The organism is Kitasatospora sp. NPDC056446 (genome assembly GCF_042796115.1).
GTDB lineage: Bacteria > Actinomycetota > Actinomycetes > Streptomycetales > Streptomycetaceae > Kitasatospora.
The window spans coordinates 164744-180367 of sequence record NZ_JBHTRF010000010.1 but is presented as its reverse complement, the minus strand read 5'-3'; the positions used below and the strand labels follow the sequence as shown (position 1 = coordinate 180367).

The window sequence follows — 15624 nt, the reverse complement described above, 5'->3', positions numbered from 1 at the left end:
GCTGCGCGAAGCCGGACTGCACCCTGGCCCGCCGGTACGGCCCTCGTCGGCCCGCTGGAGCAACCGCGGGCCGTCGGCTACAGGCCGCCGAAGGCCCGGGCCCTCGGGGCCGTCCGGCCCGTTCCGGCTGTCAACGTTTCGCGGGCCGCAAACCCCTGCGGGGGACGGGAAGTGAACATCCGTCGATTCACGGCCGGCCGTCGTGCCGCATGCGCCATAACGGAGGGGTTCCCGCTCCGCCGACTCCGAGGACCCCACCCATGCCGATCAGCAACTACGGCGTGCTCGCCGCCACCGCCGTCGACCGGCGCCGCGAGGGCGGCACCGGCACCCCGCACTACCAGATCCACCTGCGCGACGGGCAGGGCACCGACTACCGCGCGGCGGTCAACGTGCTCTCCCAGCAGGCCCCGCCGGACCTGCGCTACCTGGTCGACGAGGACTTCCGGCACCCGGTCACCGGGCTCCTCCCGGCCGCCGGCAGCGGCTGGAACCCGCTGCCCTCCCGCCCCGGCGCGGCGAGCCTGGACTTCGTCCGCGGGCGCCTCTTCGACCCCGCCGCGATGAAGGTGCTGCCGCCCGACGCCCCGGGCCCGGACAACGACCTCGGCGATGTGCTCGACCGCTGCGTCCAGCAGGCGATCGCCGACCCGGCCGCCGCCCTCTACGTCTTCGGGCAGCGCTTCGGCCCGGAACCCTCCGTCCCGGACAAGGTGTTCGGCTTCCTGCCCGGCAACGGCGTCCACGACATCCACATGAACCAGGGCAACAGCGGCCGCTTCACCGGCGACGACGGCGTCTACCAGGACGGCGGCCTGCTCGTCCACCTCCCGGACCGGGGCCGCTGGACCGCGGTCTTCCTGGCCTTCCAGTCCCAGTCCTGGCACACCGACGACCGCACCGGCCACACCCTGCCCGGCACCACCCCCGTTCCGCACCCCACCCGGCACCACCAGCCCGCCGAGCGGCCCTGACGCCGTACGGCCCTGACGCCGTACGGCCCGGGGCACGCCGAACGGCCTCCCCAGCCGGACGGTGGTCCGGCCGGGGAGGCCGTCGGGGCTCCCCACCCCCGCGCGCAGGGTCGAGGCGGGGGTGGGAGCGGAGGGTGCGGGCCCCGGATCGCGGGGCCCGTCAGCTTTGGGCCGCCGCCGGGGCCGCCGGGGCCTCGGCGGGGCGCTCGGAGCGGGCGACCAGCCGCCAGGCGGCGAGGGCGCCGAGCAGGTAGGCGACGCCGACCAGGACGAACGAGACGGAGGCGCCCCGGCTCCAGTCCGGGGTGGCGTGCAGCACCACGCCGACCACCGCGATGCCCACCAGCGACCCGATCTGGCGGTTGGCGTTCAGCACCGACCCGGCGACGTTGGCGTGCTCGGGCCCGGCGGAGTCCACCATGGCCGCCGTCATGCCGGGGGAGATCACACCGGAGCCGACGCAGGCCACGCCGATGCCGATGGCGATCAGCCAGTAGGGCGTCGACGCGGAGATCGCGGTCAGCCCCAGCGAGCAGACCCCCGCCAGCAGCATGAAGACCGTCAGCAGCGGCCCGTTGGCGTACCGCCCGGAGATCTTGGAATAGACCACGTTCGCCAGCGGGGACAGGATGGTGATCGGGATCAGCTCCAGGCCGGCCACGAACGGGCTCGCGCCCTGGGCGTGCTGGAAGAACAGGCCGAGCATGAAGATGGTGCCGAAGAGCGCGAAGTTGAAGAAGAAGCCGACGAGGTTGGCACCGGAGAAGCCCGGACGGCGGAACAGCGCCCACGGCATGACCGGCTTGTCGCCACGGCGCTCGCGCCGGACCAGGAGGGCGGCGGCGACCACCGCGACGGCGTACGCGACGACCACCGGGGCCGCCCCCCAGCCGAGTTGCGGGCCCTCGATCAGGGCGTAGCTGAGCGCGGCGAGGGCCACGATCCAGATGAGGTGGCCGAGCGGTGCGGGCCGGGCCGCGCGGGCCTGCGGCGCGGCGATGAACCGCTTGGTCATCAGCATGCCGACCACGCCGATCGGCAGGTTGAGCAGGAAGATGCTCTGCCAGCCGAGCGAGCCCACCATGAGGCCGCCGAGCGTCGGGCCGATGCCCGAGGAGGTGGCGACGATCGCCGACCACAGACCGAGCATCCGGGTCCGCTGACGCTTCTCCGGGAACGAGAACACCAGCAGGGACAGCGAACTCGGCATGAACAGCGCGGCGCCGGCGCCCTGCACCATCCGGGCCGCGATCAGCAGCTCCGGCGTGGAGGACAGCGCGCACCCGAGCGAGGCCAGCAGGAACAGGCCCATGCCCCACATGTAGACCGTCTTCGCGCCGAGCCAGTTGGCCAGGCCGCCGGCCAGCATCAGCAGGGACGCGAAGGTCAGGATGTAGCCGTCCACGACCCAGGTGAGCTGGGTGAGCGTGGCGCCCAGCTTCTCCTGGAGGGTCGCGCCGGCGACGTTGACGATGGTGACGTCGAGGGTGGCCATCACGAAGCCGGTGGCCAGTGCGGCGATCTTCAACCCGCTGGAGGTGTTCGGCGGGGCGGCTGGGGAGGCGCCGGTCTGCGCCGGGCTGGTCTCGGCGGTTGTCATCGCTGGTTCCTTCTTTGCGGGTGACCGCTGCGCGTGGAGCGAGCAACTCGCGGGCCGCACGGTCGAGTTGGGTTGAGAAGCGCAGTTCAACTGAAAGGTATACGACGACACTTGTCAAATTGGACGGTAGTCGTCATATGACCGGAGTCGTACGATGGACGGGAAGCGATACCAGAGAGGTGCCATGTGACTGCCCACGCAGCCGACGACCGCATCGGCGACCACGCCGACGCCGCCGACATCACCCTGCAGCGACTCCTGGAAGCGTTCGCCGACCCGGTGCGCCGCAGCATCGTCCGGCAGATCGCCAACGCCCCCGATGCCACCGCCTGCGGCACCTTCAATCTCTCGGTGACCAGGTCCACCGCGACCCACCACTTCCGGGTGCTGCGGCAGTCCGGCCTGCTCCGGCAGTCCTACGTCGGCACCTCCAAGATGAACACCCTGCGCCGCGAGGACCTGGAAGCGGCTTACCCGGGGCTGCTGGACACCCTCATCGCCGCGGCGAACCGGGAGGCCGCCGCCGCCGCCTCCGCCTCCCCAAGCACCGTCTCCGCGGACACCGCCGGCTGAAGCGGGGCGTCGCCGGGGCGCCCGCCACCGGCCGGCCTCAGTCCAGCGAGGCCAGTGCGGCGGCGTCGAACGGGCGCAGCTCGTCCGTCCGCCCGGTGCGCACCTGTTCGGCCCAGGCCGGGTTGGCCACCAGCGCCCGCCCGACCGCGACCAGGTCGAACTCGCCCTCGGCGAGGCGCCGGGCCACCAGGCCGATGTCGTCGACCTCCGCGCCCCGCCCCTCCACGTACCCGAGGAAGTCGCTGTCGCGCAGGCCGACCGAGCCGACGGTGATGGTGGGCCGCCCGGTCACCTTCTTCACCCAGCCCGCCAGGTTGAGCCCGGAGCCCTCGAACGCGGGCTCCCAGAACCGCCGGGTGGAGCAGTGGAAGACGTCGACCCCGGCGTCCACCAGCGGTGCCAGGAAGGCCTCCAGCGCCCGCGGGTCGTCCGCGATCCGCGCCTGGTAGTGCGCGACCTTCCACTGCGAGACGCGCAGGATGACGGGGAAGTCCGGCCCGGTGGCCGCGCGGCAGGCCCGGACCACCTCGGCGGCGAACCGCGTCCGGCCGGCCGGGCCGCCGCCGTAGCCGTCGGTGCGGCGATTGGTGACGTCCCAGAAGAACTGGTCGAACAGGTAGCCGTGGGCGGCGTGCAGCTCGATCCCGTCGAAGCCCAGCCGGTGGGCGTCGGCGGCGGCCCGGGCGAAGGCCTCGACGACCTCGGCGATGTCGGACTCGGACAGCGCGCGCCCGGCCGGGCGGCCCGGCTCCAGACCGGACGGGCTGAGCAGGCCGCCCGGCGGCTCGAACAGGTCGACGCCCTTCGGGGCCGTGCGGCGGGCCTCGGCCAGGGACTTGCCCCACAGCAGCGGGTCCTGGCCGACGTGCCACAGCTGGGGGACGATCCGCCCGCCGGCGGCGTGGACCGCGCGGGCCACCCCGGCCCACCCGGCCAGCGCGTCCACCCCGTGGAAGCGAGGTACCGACGGCCGGTTGCCGGCCGAGGGGTGGCCCACGAAGGTGCCCTCGGTGATGATCAGCCCCACGCCGTGCCGGGCCCGGCGGGCGTAGTACTCGGCGACGTCCGCGCCGGGCACCCCGCCGGGGGACAGGTCGCGGGACATCGGGGCCATGACGACCCGGTTCTCCAGGGCCAGCCCCCCGGCCTTGAACGGCTCGAACAGCGGTGCCGCGGCTGCCGATCGGGACGGTGTCGTGCTCACGTGACTGCCTTCCTTCCAGACGGCCCTGCGGTCAGCCGGCCAGGCCGGTCCGCGCCCGCATCTCGCCGGGGGTGAACATGTGCGGGAACAGCACGCCGCCCGGGTCGAGCGGGGCCGACGCGTCCAGGCCGCCGAGGTCCACCGGGGTGAACCCGGCGTCGTGCACCAGGCCCGCCACCACGGCCTTGGCCGGGGCGTCGTCGCCCGCGATCGCGACGGCCCAGAAGTGCCGCTGCCGGGTGCCGCGCGACCAGAGCAGCTCGTCCATGACGTGGGTGAACGCCCGGACCACGGTGGCGTCGGGCAGTTGCTTCGAGGCGTGCCGGCCCTGGGTCACCCCGGGGGTGAGCCCGGAGACCACCCGGCCGTCCTCGGTGAGCGTCACCGGGTTGGTGGCGTCGATGACGATCTTCCCGGCGAGGTGCCCGCCGACCTCGGCGAGCACCTCCGCCGCGGCCTCGTGCGGGACGGACAGCAGCAGGACGTCGGCCGCCCGGGCCGTCTCGGCGAGGGTGGCCGCGACGGCCCCGGCGCCCAGCGGTTCGACGAAGGAGGCCAGGCGTTCCGGGGTGCGGGAGCCGAAGGTCACCGTGTGGCCGGCGGCCAGCCAGTGGCGGCCGACCGGCCGGCCGATGTTGCCGGCGCCGAGGACGCCGAGCTTCAGCGGCGTCGTGGAGGTGGTCATGGCAGTGGGGTTCCTTCCGGGAGCGGCTGGTCAGGCCGCGGAGGCCTGGGCGGCGAGGGCCTCGGCCGCGGCGTTGCGCTCGGCCTCGGTGCGCACGTCGAGCTGCTCGTAGTCCTTCTTCGCCGCCTCGATGGCGTCCTCGATCGACAGGACCCGGGGCAGGCCGAAGACCTCGGTGATGCCCTCCAGCCGCTCGGGGATGGTGCCGCCGATGATGTGGGTGGGGATCTTCAGCTCGTCCAGCACGTTCAGCAGGTGCTCGTCGGAGAGCACTCGGAAGCGCTCGTTCACCGGGCGGTGGCCGTTCGGGTCCAGCGGGAACTCGATCGGCAGGTGGACGAAGGCGTCGTAGGTCTCCTTGGCGTACTGCTTGAGCGCGACGCCGAGTTGGGCGACGACCTGCTCGTAGAAGCGGATCTCGTCGGTCTTCTCGACCGATTCGAGGCCGATGGACTCGTTGGGGTTGATGCCGACCGTGACGCGGACGGTGGCGTAGGTCCACTCGTGCAGCGAGGAGCCGTCGGAGATGTACCCGCCGGGCAGGTGGCTCTCGTGCACGGCCCGCTCGACGTAGCGGCGCACCACCAGCTGGATCAGCTCGGCCGCGTTGCACTCCTCCAGGGTCTTGCCCGGTACGGCGTGCGGCAGGATCTCCCGCATGGTCTTGGCGTGGGTGCGCGGGACGCCCGTCAGGTGGGCCAGCGCCATGGTGGTCAGGGTCTTGCCGGAGGAGTAGGTCCCGGAGATCGCAAGCTTCATGGTGTGCCTCTCGGACGACGGAAAACACCGGAAACGGGAAAGGGGGGAGCGGAAAGCGGGGAACGCGGGAGGGCGGCACCCGCGCGGAGAACGGGAAGCACGCGGACGCGCGAATCGCGGAAGAAGCGGAGCGCGGAACTCGGGAGGCGCGTACGGCGCGTACGGCGCGGATTCCGGCCCGTGGGCCGCCGCCGGCGGTCCGGTCGGATTCTCCGGTCCCGGGGTGGCGGTGCGTGAGAAAGGTTAGCGGCCGTGGAACTCGTGGGGCCAGGCTCCCCGTTTGCACACCCGTGTTCCCTCCGCGCCGGGGTGGGAGAGGGGGCGGGGCCGGGCCGCGGCTGCCCGGCCGGCCCGGTTGTGCGACTGGCGCCGCGGCCTCGGTTGCACACCGCCGGGCGGCCCGACCGGGGCCGGGGGCAGGGGAGTTGCCCCGCTCAGCCGACCCGGAGGACCGTGCGCAGCACGTGCCAGGCGTCGTCCGGCTCGACCGGGACGCCGTGGGCGCCGTCCCAGCTCGGCATGTACGAGAAGCCGTACAGGACGACCAGGATCAGGTGGGCGAGGGATTCCGCCGGATAGGACGGCGTGATCTCCCGTTCCTCCTGGGCTCTTCGCACACTCGTCACCATTTCCTGGCGGATGTCGCCGAACAGCCCGTGCGAATCGCCGAGGGAGCGTTCGCAGTCCGCCGCGAGCCGCAGCGCGGCCCGGAAACGGACGTTGGTCTCGAACTGTCCGCGCATCCGGCCGATGAGTTCGGTGAGCGCCGTCCCCGCCGAGGGCTTGGGGGGAGCGGCCCCGGGATCGGCCCGCAGGCTCTTCCAGTGCTCGACGCTCTCGTTGACCAGTTCGGAGGCGAGCTGGTGCTTGGAGCCGAAGTGCGCGTACAGCGCGCCCTTCGTCATTCCGGTCCGGGCCACGACGGCCTCGACCTTGGTGGCCGCGAAGCCGTGGACGGCGAACTCCTCCGCCGCGGCGTCCAGTACGCGTTCCCGGGTCAGCCATGCCCTGGCCTGCTTCACCACCGTGGCGGCCTTGTCACTCTGTTCACCCTTGAAAACCTACCTGTGCGAAGGTTTGCTGTCGAGGATAGCGACCGCCGGGGGCGGGCGGCCCGCCCCCGATGGTCGACCGGCCCTGACGGTGCGTCAATATCCCTGTGGAGCGGCCGGGCCGAGCAGGGCGTCGGCGTACTCGGCGGCGGCCGCCGGGGTGCCCAGCGCGCCATGGGTGGCCGCGGTGGTGATGTCGCGCCAGTACCGCTGGAAGGCGGAGCCGTCCCGGTGGACGTGCGAACCCGCGGCGTGGAAGAGGCGGTCGACCGCGGCGGCGCACCAGCGCACGGCGGTGACGGAGTCCCGCCGGTTCTCCGCCACCAGCAGCGGCGTCACCGCCTCCTCGTCCGCGCGCCGCGCGGCCCGCTCCAGGAGCAGCCGGGCCGCCGCGATCTGCGCCGAGCCCTCGCTCAGCGCCTGGTCGGTCTCGGCCCGCCGGGGGGCGACCGCCGCGGCGCTCCAGGCGTCCAGCGCGCCCTGGGCCGCGCCCGCCACCGGCCCGGCGAACATCAGCGCGCCGGCCAGCTGCACCGGCACCCGGTGGCAGCGTCCCGCGTCCCGCGTCGCGGGCCGTCGCAGGTCCGCCATGGTGAAGGAGCGCCGGGCGGGGACGAAGGCCCCCGCGACCTCCACCGCGTTGCTGCCCGTCCCGCGCATGCCCAGGCTGCGCCAGGTGTCCAGGACGGTCCAGTCCGCCCGGGGCAGCGCGAGGATCCGGTGCTCGGGGCGGTCCGGCGGCCCGGTGCGGGCGGCCAGCAGCAGCCAGTCGGCGTGGTCGACCCCGCTGGCGGTGTCCCACCTGCCGCCGAGCCGCCAGCCGCCCGGCACCGGGACGGCCTCCCCGCGCGGGGGCATGATGGCGGTGGCGACCGGCACGTCGGGGGAGCGGCCCCACAGCTCCCGCCGGCCCTCCTCGGGGAGGTAGGAGGCGAGCCGTCCGTGCGCGGCGAACAGCGTGGCGCACCAGGCGGTGGACGGGCAGGTGGCGGCCACCGTCACCGAGGCGGCGAGCAGCGCCGAGAACGTCCCCGCGGTCCCGCCGAACTCCCGTGGCACGAAGTGCCGGAGGAACCCGGCGGCGGTGATCGCGGCCACCGCCTCCCGGCCGAGCCGGCGCCGCTCCTCCAGCGCGGGCAGGTCGCGCTCCGCCGCCCGGACCACCCGCCCGACGGCCCCGGCGGGGAGCCCGACGGGGCCCGCCGCCCCGCTCACCGGGCGTCCCGGCGGGGCGTCAGGTCCGGTGCGGACCGGTACCCGAGGACGGCCGAGGCCAGCGTCGTCCCGCCCTGGACGGCCGTGACCTCCGCCGTCCCCGCGTCCGGTCCGGGGCGGACGGTGACGCCCACCGGGACGTCCGGCTCCCCGAAGGCGCCGAAGGCCGCGCGGATCCGGGCCGGGTCGGCCGGGGCCCCGGTGGCGAAGGCGGCCTGTCGGAAGGCTTCCAGCAGCACCATGCCCGGCACGTGGTCGGAGGGGTGGTCGAACAACACAGGGTGGCCGGGGTCGGGGTCGAGCAGGAACGCGCCGGGGGCGCCCCCCGGGTCGCGGGCGAGCAGGACGTGCCGGTCGTCCGGGTACCCCGCCTCCCAGGGGGCGAGCCGTCGGGGCTCCCCGGCGGACTCGCCGGCCGGTGTCGGGGCCGAGGCCGGTGTCGGGGTCGGGGTCGGGGTCGGGGCCGAGCGCCGGGCGCGGTCGCGCACCAGCGCGTAGAACTCGGGGTGCCGGACCTCCCAGCGGAATCCGGCCCGGCCGACGGGCACGCCGTCGACGGACGCCAGGGCGTCCAGCACCAGGCCGGTGCGGTGCGGGGTGGCCGTGGTCCGGGTGCAGACGGCGTCGAGCAGGAGGTGCAGCGGCCCGGCCGGCCGGAGCGCCGAACCGGCCGGGGTCAGGTCGAGGTCGAGGGCGGCGAGGACGAACGGATGCCCCTGCGGAACGCGGTGGAAGCGGTGCGACAGGTGGATCAGGGCCTGCCGGACGGTCTCGACCAGCAGCAGCGGGTCGAGCGGCCGGCCCGTCCCGCCCGGGTGCAGGAAGCGGTGCCGGTGCCACACGGCGGCTACGGCGAACCGGCCGTCCCCCGTACGGGCGGCGTCGGTGAGGAGGACCTCGTCCTGGGCGGCCTTGTGGACGGTGGCGGCCGGCAGGCGGTGGCGGAACGACAGCGTCCGCTCGGGCGGCGCCTGGGCGGCCGGCGGCAGGTACCTTGTCGATGCGGTGATGCCGGACATACGAGCACGTCTCCCCGTCGGTGCGCCGTTCCCTAAGGTGGTGCCACCCCGCTGCGGACGCGGGTCGCCCTCCCCGGGCGGCCGTTGATCACGGCCAAGAAATATACCTGGGAGAAGGTATATAGCCCGGAGCGACGGGACGCGAGAGAGGAACAGGGAACAGTGAGTCAGAGCAAGAGGGCCGCCGGCGAGCCGCTGTGGCCGGCGCTGCGCACCGGAGCGGCCGGGGCCGGGCCCTGTCTGCGGCAGGAGCGCGCCGAACGCACCAGGGAGCAGATCCTGCACTGCGCCGCACGGATCTTCGCCGAGCGCGGCTACGAGCGGACCGGCATCAAGGACGTGGCCGACGAGGTGGCCATGACCAAGGGGGCGGTCTACTTCCACTTCCCCAACAAGCAGGCGCTGGCCGTCGCCGTCGTCGAGGAGCTCTACTCCCGCTGGCCGGTCACGCTGGAGGCGGTCCGGGGCAAGGGGCTCTCGCCGCTGGACACGGTGATCGAGATGTTCAACGCCGCCACCACCGCGTTCCTGGAGGACCCGATCATGCAGGCCGGCACCCGGCTGCAGAACGAGCGCGCCGCCATCGACGTCGAACTGCCGCTGCCGTACGTGGACTGGACGAACCTGATCTCGATGCTGCTGCGCGAGGCCGGGGAGCAGGGGCAGTTGGCCGAGCACGTGGACCCGGACGTGGCCGCCCGGGTCGCGGTGTCGGCCTTCTTCGGCGCCCAGCACATCTCCGACAACCTTTACGCGCGGGCCGACTTCGCGGAACGCTGGCGCGAGGTGCGCGACACCCTGTTCCCGGCGCTGCGGGCCCGGCCGCGGTCCGGCGCGGCCGGGAGCCGTGCCCGCCCGGCGGCCGGCGGCCGCGCCGAGACGGGTGCCCGTCCGGCGTCCGGCACCCGTCCGGAGACCGCCGCCCGCCCCGCCCGAAGCGTCACCCCGAGGTGACCCGAGCCCCCGAGGAGCCCCCCGTGTCCCTGCCCGCCCGGCTGGCGTTCAGCGACGTCGACGAGACGTTGATCGACTGCAAGAGCATGTTCGACTTCCTCGACCACTACCTCGCCGCCCGGTACGGCCCGCAGGGCCTGCGGCGCGGCCGCCGGGTGCGGGAGGAGCTGACCGCGCTGGCGGCCGGCGGCACGCCGCGCGAGGAGACCAACCGGATCTACTACCGGGAGTGGGCCGGAGAGCCGGCCGGTGCCGCCGCCGAGGCCGGCCGGGCCTGGTTCGCGGAGCGCTCCGCGCGCACCGGCTTCTACATCGGCTCCGTCCGCGACGCCCTGACGCGCCACCGGGCGGCGGGCGACGGGGTCGTGCTGGTCTCCGGTTCGTTCCCGGCGATCCTCGACCCGATCGCGGCCGACATCGGCGCGACGCACCTGGTGTGCAGCCGGCCCGAGGTGCGCGGGGGAGTGTTCACCGGCGGCCTCGACGGCGAGCCGGTGATCGGGGAGGAGAAGCGCCGGGCCGTGCGCGCCCTGCTCGGCCGCCACCCGTGGATCGATCCGGCGCACTGCTACGGCTACGGGGACCACGCCTCCGACCTGCCGATGCTCACCGAGGTGGGGAACCCGGTCGTCGTCGGCGATCCGGCGTTGGCCGAACTGCTGCCCGGCGCCCGGCTGTTGCTGCTCGACGGTGCCTCCGCCGCGGGCTGACCGAGGGGCGCCCCGCCCGGTGTGTGACGGTTCTGCTGCCGCATGTTACGCCCTCATTAAAATACCTTCCCAGAGGTATGTTCATGTGCCACGATCTCGATGGAGCATTCGGCACCGGCCGTCGTGGAGCCACCCGGAGGCCCGCACCGACGGAACCCGCCCCCGCGGGCCCGCCGGTCGGCCGGGTGGCCCGGCGGCGCGGGCCGGTGCCCCTTTGGCCTGTCTCGACGAGGAGACGACCCAGCAGACCCAGGGAACCGGGCGGTACTTCCGCGAGCCGGGCGGTGACGGCACCACACCGCTCGTCCGACCGCCCTCCCCCGACGCATGCCAGAGGACTCGCCGTGAAGCAAGAGACCGTCAGCGACCGCGCCGAACCGCCCCTCACCTCCGCGCCCGGTCTACCGCCCCAGGAGTGGGCGCCGCCCCTGTCCGAGATCGTGCCGGTGCCGGTCGGGGCACTGCTGCCGGCCGATTCGCCGCGCACCGCCGGCGAGGACCCGGAGCACCTCAGGACCCTGGCCCGACTCGACCAGGACCTCCCGCCGATCATCGTCCACCGGTCCAGCATGCGGGTGATCGACGGCATGCACCGGCTGCGGGTGGCCGCCGCGCAGGGCCGGCCCGTCATCCCCGCCCGCTTCTTCGAAGGCTCCGAACGCGACGCCTTCGTCCTCTCCGTCCAGAGCAACACCCGCCACGGCCTCCCGCTCTCCCGGGACGACCGCACGGCCGCCGCCCGGCGCATCCTGCTCTCGCACGCCGAGTGGTCGGACCGGATGGTCGCCTCGGTCGCCGGACTGTCCACCAAGGCCGTGCGCGAACTGCGGCGCAGCGAGAGCGGGACCATCCCGCACGCCGCGGCCCGGATCGGCCGCGACGGGCGGGTCCGCCCGCTGGACAGCGCGCTCGGCCGGCTGCGCGCCGGCGAACTGATCAGCGCCAACCCCCGGGCGTCGCTGCGCGCCATCGCCGACGAGGCGGGCGTCTCCCCGGGGACGGTCCGCGACGTACGGGAGCGGCTACGGCGCGGCGAGGACCCGGTGCCCACCGGGCGCCGGCCGGCCCGGTCCGGACCCTCGACCCGCCCCGCGTCCCCGACCGGCCCGGCGTCCCCGACCGGCCCCGCCCCCGGGGGCCGACGGACCGCCCCCGTCCCGCAGCAGCCCGGCCAGGACCTCGCCCGGGTCATGGAACGGCTGATGAGCGACCCCGCGCTCCGGCTCACGGAGAGCGGACGCCACCTGCTGCGGATGCTCACCAGCAGCCTCCTGCCGCCCGAGCAGCGGGACCAGCTGGCCCGCAGCATCCCGCCGCACTGTGCCGACCGGGTCTCCCGGCTCGCCCTCGAATGCGCCGCCGCCTGGCGGGAGTTCGCGCACCAGGTGGAGACCGCGCAGCCGGAGGGCGGCCCGGTCCGAGCCACCGAGCGGCCCCCGGCCGCCCAGCCCGGGGCGGGGAGGGCCGGTGTTCCCGCAGCCGTCTGAACCGGTGCGCCGCCGACCGGTCGACGGCGCACCGGCCCGGAGGCTGTGCAACCAGGACCCGTCCTCAGTCGCACAGACGGTCGATCCGGGCGGCGGTCCGGTCACCCTGCTCGGGCTGCACCCGGCCGGCGGCAGCACGGCGTTCTTCGCCGGCTGGCAACGGGCACTGGGGGAGCGGGTGCACCTCGTCCCGGTCCGGATCCCCGGCCGGGACCCGGCCGGCGGCCACTGCCGCCAAGGGCTGCCCGGCCTGGTCGCCGCGCTGGAGCAGGACCTCGGCCCGCTCCTGGACCGGCCGTACCTCCTCTACGGCCACAGCATGGGCGCCCTGCTCGCCTACCGGCTCACCCGGCACCGGGCCGAGCACGGGCGGCGGCTGCCGGAGCGACTGCTGGTCGGCGCCTACCCGGCGCCCCACCTGCCGCATCCGCTGCGCCGGGCGGCGCGCCTCACGGACGCCGAACTCGTCGCCTGGCTCCTCGACTTCGGCGCGCTCCCGGCCGCCCTGCGGGCGGACACCGGCTGGCTGAGCGAACGGATCGCCCTGGTGCGGGCGGAGATCGGCCTCTGCGCCGGGGACAACGAGGGCTCCACCCACCGGACGCTGCCGTGTCCGGTCGAGGTGTTCTCCGGGGAGGACGATCCGCTGGTCCCGGCGGCGGACGCGGCCGCCTGGTCCGCGCACGCAGGCGGGGGCTTCGAGCTGCACCGCGTCCCCGGCGGCCACTTCTTCCCGAGGGAGGCCAAGGACGCCTTCTTCCGCCGCCTCGGCGGCCTGGTCGCGCCGCTGGCGGCCGTCTGACCGGCCGCGTTCCGGCGGGTCGTGTTCCGCCCTGTGCCGTCCTTGCTCCGCCCTTCGCCCTTCGCCTTTGGCCCTCGGTCCGCGGTCCGCATGCCGTCGTGCCGCGGTCCGCATGCCGTCGTGCCGCCGTCCGGTGGCCGGCGAGCGATCTCCGTGCTTGCGGAAGGCGTGGGCGGCGGGCAGAGTTCTCCGTGCCGGTCCGAACTACCCGCCGGACAAAGGGAGTTCGAGTTCCGAAGGCGGAGGGGCGAGATGCCCGCCGCCACGCCGGGCGCCCGATCCGCTCCGCCGCAGGCGCACCTCCCCGCGGCAGGTGACGTCCCCCGCGCCCGTACCTTCCGCACGGCCGCCCGAAGCGCCCCGCCCGAAGCGCCCCGCCCGACGGCCGAGGCCGGTAGGGGCGGACCCGCTTTCCCCGTCCCCGGATCCTCCCCGCACCCCGCCGCGCCCGCGCCGCCGAACGCACCGCCGACACCCAGCCCAGAGGAAGGAGGTCGCCATGCCGCACGCGCACACCCCGCCCGAGGCCGTCCAACTGCTGACCCCGGACGGCGAACGGAAGCACCACCCGGACTACCCGCTCGAACTGACGCCGCATCAACTCATCGGCCTCTACGAGGACATGGTCCGCGCCCGCCGGATCGACGCCGAGGGGGTGCTGCTCCAGCGCCAGGGCGAACTCGCCCTCTGGCCCTCGCTGCTGGGGCAGGAGGCGGCCCAGATCGGCTCCGCCCGGGCACTCGACGACGAGGACCACGTCTTCCCCAGCTACCGCGACCACGGCACGGCACTGTGCCGGCAGGTCGACCCCCTCGACCTCTTCGCGCTGTTCCGGGGCGCCACCAACGGCGGGTGGGACCCGCAGGAGCACAACGTCCACCTCTACACCCTCGTCATCGGCGCCCAGACGCTGCACGCCACCGGCTACGCGATGGGCGTGGCCAAGGACGGCGCGGAGAGCGCCGTCATCGTCTACTTCGGCGACGGTGCGACCAGCCAGGGCGACGTCAGTGAGGCCTTCAACTTCGCCGCCCTGAACGACGCCCCGATCGTGTTCTTCTGCCAGAACAACCAGTGGGCGATCTCCGAGCCCAGCGACAGGCAGAGCCGGGTGCCGATCCACCGGCGCGCCTCCGGCTTCGGCTTCCCCGGGATCCTGGTGGACGGCAACGACGTCCTGGCCTGCCTGGCCGTCACCCGCGAGGCCCTGCGGCGCGCCCGCAGCGGCCAGGGGCCGACGCTGATCGAGGCGTTCACCTACCGGATGGGCGCCCACACCACCTCCGACGACCCCACCCGCTACCGCGACGCGGAGGAGGTGCGCGCCTGGGAGCGGAAGGACCCGATCGCCCGCCTCCGGGCCCACCTGCTGGCCGACGGCGGGGCGGACGAGGAGCGGCTCGCCCGGGTCGACCGGGACGCCGAGGAGGAGGCCCGGTCCGTGCGCGCGGCCGTCCGCTCGATGGCCGCACCCCCGGCGGAGGCCATGTTCGCCCACGTGTACGCGGACGGCCACGCCCTGGTGGCGGAGGAAGCCGAGCAGTTCGCCGCCTACACCGCCGGCTTCGCTCCGACGGAAGGGGCCTGAGATGGCCGGACACCGGGCACCGGACGGGGCCCCCGACCCCACGCTCGCGCAGGGGATCAACTCGGCCCTGCGCGCCGCCCTGGAGGAGGACCCCCGGGTGCTCGTCATGGGCGAGGACGTCGGCAGGCTCGGCGGCGTCTTCCGGGTGACCGACGGCCTGCAGAAGGACTTCGGCGAGGGCCGGGTGATCGACACCCCGCTGGCCGAGTCCGGCATCGTCGGCACCGCGATCGGTCTGGCGCTGCGCGGCTACCGCCCGGTGGTGGAGATCCAGTTCGACGGCTTCGTGTTCCCCGCCTTCGACCAGATCGTCACCCAGCTGGCGAAACTGCACGCCCGCTCGAACGGCCGGATCACGCTCCCGGTGGTCATCCGCATCCCGTACGGCGGCGGCATCGGCGCGGTCGAGCACCACAGCGAGTCCCCCGAGGCGCTCTTCGCCCACGTCGGGGGAGTGAAGGTGGTCTCGCCGTCCAACCCCGCCGACGCGCACTGGATGCTCCGGCAGGCCGTCGCCGGCCGTGACCCGGTCGTCTACTTCGAGCCCAAGCGCCGCTACTACGACCGCGGCCCGGTGCCCGCCGCCGCCGAACTGCCCCTGCACGCCGCCCGGGTGGCCAGGCCGGGGCGGGACCTGACGCTGCTCGGCTACGGGCCGACGGTCGCGACCTGCCTGGAGGCGGCGGCGGTGGCCGCGGCGGACGGCGACAGCCTGGAGGTGGTCGACCTGCGCTCGGTGTCCCCGATGGACTTCGACACGATCGAGGCGTCGGTACGGCGCACCGGACGGCTGGTCGTCGTGCACGAGGCCCCGGTGTTCTTCGGCGCCGGAGCCGAGATCGCCGGCCGGATCACCGAACGGTGCTTCCACCACCTGGAGGCCCCGGTGCTGCGGGTCGGCGGCTACCACATGCCGTACCCGCCCGCCGCCTTCGAGGAGTCGTACCTGCCGGACGTCGACCGCGTCCTGGACGCCGTCGACCGCGCCCTGGCCTACTGAGG

Annotated in this window: 15 protein-coding genes; 8 read left to right on the top strand and 7 right to left on the bottom strand. The window is 74.6% G+C overall.

Annotated features, from left to right (window positions below; genetic code table 11):
* Positions 1 to 260 precede the first annotated feature (260 nt).
* Positions 261 to 974, top strand: coding sequence for a DUF2278 family protein (locus tag ACFQ6N_RS10065; protein WP_380648228.1), 714 nt, complete (start codon positions 261 to 263; stop codon positions 972 to 974).
* 160 nt (positions 975 to 1134) lie between these two features.
* On the opposite strand, the gene ACFQ6N_RS10060 is transcribed toward ACFQ6N_RS10065, so the two are convergent.
* Positions 1135 to 2574, bottom strand: a complete 1440-nt coding sequence (locus ACFQ6N_RS10060) for an MFS transporter (RefSeq protein ID WP_380648226.1) — start codon at positions 2572 to 2574, stop codon at positions 1135 to 1137.
* A gap of 186 nt (positions 2575 to 2760) precedes the next feature.
* Here ACFQ6N_RS10060 and ACFQ6N_RS10055 point away from each other — a divergent pair, with 186 nt between their 5' ends.
* Positions 2761 to 3147 (top strand): ArsR/SmtB family transcription factor, encoded by a 387-nt coding sequence (locus tag ACFQ6N_RS10055; RefSeq protein ID WP_380648224.1) that lies wholly within the window; start codon positions 2761 to 2763, stop codon positions 3145 to 3147.
* Between the two features lie 37 nt (positions 3148 to 3184).
* On the opposite strand, the gene ACFQ6N_RS10050 is transcribed toward ACFQ6N_RS10055, so the two are convergent.
* The 6 genes from ACFQ6N_RS10050 to ACFQ6N_RS10025 all read right to left on the bottom strand — a co-directional run bounded on the left by ACFQ6N_RS10050 (position 3185) and on the right by ACFQ6N_RS10025 (position 9081).
* Positions 3185 to 4351 (bottom strand): NADH:flavin oxidoreductase, encoded by a 1167-nt coding sequence (locus tag ACFQ6N_RS10050; protein ID WP_380648222.1) that lies wholly within the window; start codon positions 4349 to 4351, stop codon positions 3185 to 3187.
* Between the two features lie 31 nt (positions 4352 to 4382).
* Complete coding sequence (locus ACFQ6N_RS10045; RefSeq protein WP_380648220.1) at positions 4383 to 5036, bottom strand: NADPH-dependent F420 reductase; 654 nt, start codon at positions 5034 to 5036, stop codon at positions 4383 to 4385.
* Between the two features lie 30 nt (positions 5037 to 5066).
* A complete protein-coding gene (locus tag ACFQ6N_RS10040) occupies positions 5067 to 5795 on the bottom strand; it encodes an AAA family ATPase (RefSeq protein ID WP_380648218.1) in 729 nt (242 codons plus the stop codon).
* A gap of 434 nt (positions 5796 to 6229) precedes the next feature.
* Positions 6230 to 6820 (bottom strand): TetR family transcriptional regulator, encoded by a 591-nt coding sequence (locus ACFQ6N_RS10035; protein ID WP_380648215.1) that lies wholly within the window; start codon positions 6818 to 6820, stop codon positions 6230 to 6232.
* Between the two features lie 123 nt (positions 6821 to 6943).
* Positions 6944 to 8062, bottom strand: coding sequence for an oxidoreductase (locus ACFQ6N_RS10030; RefSeq protein WP_380648213.1), 1119 nt, complete (start codon positions 8060 to 8062; stop codon positions 6944 to 6946).
* Positions 8059 to 9081, bottom strand: coding sequence for a ScbA/BarX family gamma-butyrolactone biosynthesis protein (locus ACFQ6N_RS10025; protein ID WP_380648211.1), 1023 nt, complete (start codon positions 9079 to 9081; stop codon positions 8059 to 8061). Before ACFQ6N_RS10025 ends, ACFQ6N_RS10030 begins: the two co-directional genes overlap by 4 nt.
* A gap of 162 nt (positions 9082 to 9243) precedes the next feature.
* Between ACFQ6N_RS10025 and ACFQ6N_RS10020 the strand changes: the two genes are divergently transcribed.
* From ACFQ6N_RS10020 to ACFQ6N_RS09995, 6 genes are all read left to right on the top strand, one after another.
* Entirely contained in the window at positions 9244 to 10035 is a 792-nt protein-coding gene (locus tag ACFQ6N_RS10020) for a ScbR family autoregulator-binding transcription factor (RefSeq protein ID WP_380648209.1), read from the top strand.
* A gap of 23 nt (positions 10036 to 10058) precedes the next feature.
* Positions 10059 to 10745, top strand: a complete 687-nt coding sequence (locus ACFQ6N_RS10015; protein ID WP_380648207.1) for an HAD family hydrolase — start codon at positions 10059 to 10061, stop codon at positions 10743 to 10745.
* 344 nt (positions 10746 to 11089) lie between these two features.
* Positions 11090 to 12232 (top strand): hypothetical protein, encoded by a 1143-nt coding sequence (locus ACFQ6N_RS10010; RefSeq protein WP_380648205.1) that lies wholly within the window; start codon positions 11090 to 11092, stop codon positions 12230 to 12232.
* A 4-nt stretch (positions 12233 to 12236) separates the two neighbouring features.
* On the top strand, positions 12237 to 13034 hold the full coding sequence (locus ACFQ6N_RS10005; protein ID WP_380648203.1) for a thioesterase II family protein: 798 nt from the start codon (positions 12237 to 12239) through the stop codon (positions 13032 to 13034).
* 499 nt (positions 13035 to 13533) lie between these two features.
* Complete coding sequence (gene pdhA / locus ACFQ6N_RS10000; RefSeq protein WP_380648200.1) at positions 13534 to 14622, top strand: pyruvate dehydrogenase (acetyl-transferring) E1 component subunit alpha; 1089 nt, start codon at positions 13534 to 13536, stop codon at positions 14620 to 14622.
* Between the two features lies 1 nt (position 14623).
* Entirely contained in the window at positions 14624 to 15622 is a 999-nt protein-coding gene (locus ACFQ6N_RS09995) for an alpha-ketoacid dehydrogenase subunit beta (protein WP_380648198.1), read from the top strand.
* Positions 15623 to 15624: the final 2 nt, after the last annotated feature.